We start from the raw sequence: 3,092 nt of genomic DNA on the forward strand, positions 1-3,092 counted from the left end.
GGTGCGCGTTCGTCACCACCCCCGACTGCTGCGCCTGCCGGAAGATCCGTGTCAACCGCACCGACGGGATCGGGCTGCCCTCCGACAGCATGTCCCGCAGCACCTCGCCGGCACCCACCGACGGCAACTGGTCCACGTCCCCCACGAACAGCAGGTGCGCCCCCGGCGCCACCGCCTTCACCAGCTTGTTCGCCAGGATCAGGTCCAGCATCGACGCCTCGTCGACCACCACCAGGTCCGCGTCCAGCGGCCGGTCCCGGTCGTACGCCGCCTCCCCGCCCGGCCGCAGCTCCAGCAGCCGGTGCACCGTCGACGCCTCCGCCCCCGTCAGCTCCGCCAACCGCTTCGCCGCCCGTCCGGTCGGCGCCGCCAGCACCACCTTCGCCCGCTTCGCCAGCGCCAGCTCCACCACCGACCGCACCGTGAACGACTTCCCGCAGCCCGGACCACCGGTCAGCACCGCCACCTTCCGGGTCAGCGCCAACTTCACCGACTCCCGCTGCTCCGGCGCCAGTTCGGCCCCCGTCCGACGCGCCAACCAGCCCAGCGCCGCCTCCCAGTCCACCCCCGCGAAGCCCGGCAGCCGGTCGCCCTCCGCGTTCAGCAGCCGCAGCAACTGGTTCGACAGCGACACCTCCGCCCGGTGGAACGGCACCAGGTACACCGCCGTGATCGGCTCCCCGCCCTCCCCCGGCACCCGCTCCCGGACGACGCCCTCCTCCGCCACCAGCTCGGACAGGCAGTCGATCACCAACCCCACGTCCACCTGCAGCAGCTTCACCCCGTCCGCGATCAGCCGCTCCTCCGGCAGGTAGCAGTGCCCCTGGTCGCTGCTCTGCGACAGCGCGTACTGCAGCCCCGCCTTCACCCGCTCCGGAGAGTCGTGCGGGATCCCCACCGCCTGCGCGATCCGGTCCGCCGTCAGGAAGCCGATCCCCCACACGTCCGCCGCCAGCCGGTACGGCTCGTTCTTCACCACCCCGATCGAGGAGTCGCCGTACTTCTTGAAGATCCGCACCGCCAGCGACGTCGACACCCCGACACCCTGCAGGAAGACCATCACCTCCTTGATGGCCTTCTGCTCCTCCCACGCCGCCGCGATCATCTTCGTCCGCTTCGGGCCCAGCCCCGGCACCTCGATCAGCCGGCCCGGCTCGTTCTCGATGACCTCCAGCGTGTCCACCCCGAAGGCGTCCACGATCCGCTCCGCGAACCGCGGCCCGATCCCCTTGATCAACCCGGACCCCAGGTACCGCCGGATGCCCTGCACCGTCGCCGGAAGCACCGTCGTGTAGTTCTCCACCGTGAACTGCCGCCCGTACTGCGGATGCGACCCCCACCGCCCGAACATCCGCAGCGACTCGCCCGGCTGCGCCCCCAGCAGCGCCCCCACCACCGTCAGCAGGTCGTTCCCGCCGCGCCCGGTGTCCACCCTGGCCACCGTGTAGCCGGTCTCCTCGTTCGCGTACGTGATCCGCTCCAGCACGCCCTCGACCTGGGCGAGCTGCCGCGGGGCACCCTGCTGCGCCGCGCCCTGCCCCGCGGCGCCGGGCTGCCCCGTGCGCTGCTGCTCCGTGGTCACGAGGCCCTCCCAGTACTGCTCACGCCCGACGCCGGCGACCGTTGTGCCACGCACGGTACCTCCCGCTGCGGACAGCCGGGCCCGCCACCGGGGAGAACACCGCTCCCGGGGCGTTTCCCGGCCGTCCGCGCGACCCCGCACCACCCCGCCGGGTGACGCCCCGTCGGACCGGCGTAGGGTCGGTCCATGAGCGACCTCGTCATCCGGCCCGCGACCGAGGACGACCTGCCCGCCGTCGTCGCCATGCTGGCCGACGACCCGCTCGGCGCCGGCCGCGAGTCCCCCGACGACCTCACGCCGTACCGCGCCGCATTCGTCCGGATCGCCGCCGACCCCCACCAGCACCTCGTCGTCGCCGAGCGCGACGGCCGCACCGTCGGCACGCTGCAGCTCACCGTCGTCCCCGGCCTCTCCCGCCGCGGAGCCACCCGGACGATCGTCGAAGGCGTCCGGATCCACTCCGGGGAACGCGGCAGCGGCCTCGGCACCGCCCTGATCGAATGGGCCATCGAACGGTCCCGCGAACTCGGCGCCTCCCTCGTCCAACTCACCTCCGACGCCACCCGCACCGACGCCCACCGCTTCTACGAACGCCTCGGCTTCACCGCCTCCCACCTCGGCTTCAAACTCGCCCTGCCACCACAGGAGTAGACGCCGCGCGGCACCCGGATCCGTCGGCCGCGACTGTCGTACCCCCCTGGCAGACTCGACCGATGACCGACCCCCACGCCCCGATCGCGGCCTACTGGGACGCAGCAGCCGACACCTTCGACGACGAGCCCGACCACGGCCTGCACGACCCCGCCGTCCGTGCCACCTGGGCCTCCCGCCTGCACGGATGGCTCCCCGACCCGCCGGCCCACGTCCTCGACCTCGGCTGCGGCACCGGCTCGCTCTCCCTCCTGCTCGCCCACCAGGGCCACCACGTCACCGGCATCGACCTCGCCCCCGGCATGATCGCCCGGGCCCGCGCCAAACTGGCCGCCACGGGCCTGGAGGCCGCCTTCCACATCGGCAACGCCGACACCCCGCCCGCCCGCTCCGGCGGCTACGACGCCCTGCTCTGCCGCCACCTGGCATGGACCCTCGCCGACCCGCCGGCCACCCTGCGGCACTGGGTGACCCTGCTCCGCCCGGGCGGCACCCTGGTACTCGTCGAGGGCCGCTGGCGCGAGGCGGGCGACACCGCCTCCCCGTACGAACCCGGAGCCCACCCGCTGCCCTGGGCCGGCGGCGTCCGCGCCCGGGACCTCACCGACGCACTACGCCCGCACGTCACCGAACTGGCGGTGACGCCGCTCAGCCAGGAGGCGACCCTCTGGGGCGGGCCGGTCTCCGACGAGCGGTACGCCCTGGTCGCGCGAATCTGATCCGAAAATGCGAGAAGCCCCGCCCGGTGTCCCCGGGCGGGGCTTCTCAGAAGAATTGTTCGGCGGCGTCCTACTCTCCCACAGGGTCCCCCCTGCAGTACCATCGGCGCTACGAGGCTTAGCTTCCGGGTTCGGAATGT

At 73.2% G+C, this 3,092-nt stretch carries 3 protein-coding genes and 1 rRNA gene; 2 read left to right on the forward strand and 2 right to left on the reverse strand.

The genetic code is table 11. The annotated features are described in order from the left end of the window. The coding region (locus ABZ641_RS30825) for an AAA family ATPase (RefSeq protein ID WP_359987097.1) at positions 1-1,486 on the reverse strand (1,486 nt) is incomplete at its 3' end. A gap of 282 nt (positions 1,487-1,768) precedes the next feature. Between ABZ641_RS30825 and ABZ641_RS30830 the strand changes: the two genes are divergently transcribed. Both ABZ641_RS30830 and ABZ641_RS30835 read left to right on the forward strand, forming a co-directional pair. After that, complete coding sequence (locus ABZ641_RS30830; protein WP_359987091.1) at positions 1,769-2,233, forward strand: GNAT family N-acetyltransferase; 465 nt, start codon at positions 1,769-1,771, stop codon at positions 2,231-2,233. A 62-nt stretch (positions 2,234-2,295) separates the two neighbouring features. Next, positions 2,296-2,952, forward strand: coding sequence for a methyltransferase domain-containing protein (locus tag ABZ641_RS30835; RefSeq protein WP_359987094.1), 657 nt, complete (start codon positions 2,296-2,298; stop codon positions 2,950-2,952). Between the two features lie 57 nt (positions 2,953-3,009). Here the strand turns inward: ABZ641_RS30835 and rrf are convergent. Continuing rightward, a 5S ribosomal RNA gene (gene rrf / locus ABZ641_RS30840) occupies positions 3,010-3,092 on the reverse strand; the annotation flags it as partial.

The sequence above is a fragment of the Kitasatospora sp. NPDC007106 genome, from assembly GCF_040634455.1.
GTDB classification, from domain to species: Bacteria; Actinomycetota; Actinomycetes; order Streptomycetales; family Streptomycetaceae; genus Kitasatospora; species Kitasatospora arboriphila.

Bases quoted from the DNA above. Each gene is read 5' to 3' on its own strand.
- ABZ641_RS30830 (WP_359987091.1), top strand. From the start codon at position 1,769: ATGAGCGACCTCGTCATCCGGCCCGCGACCGAGGACGACCTGCCCGCC.
- ABZ641_RS30835 (WP_359987094.1), top strand. From the start codon at position 2,296: ATGACCGACCCCCACGCCCCGATCGCGGCCTACTGGGACGCAGCAGCC.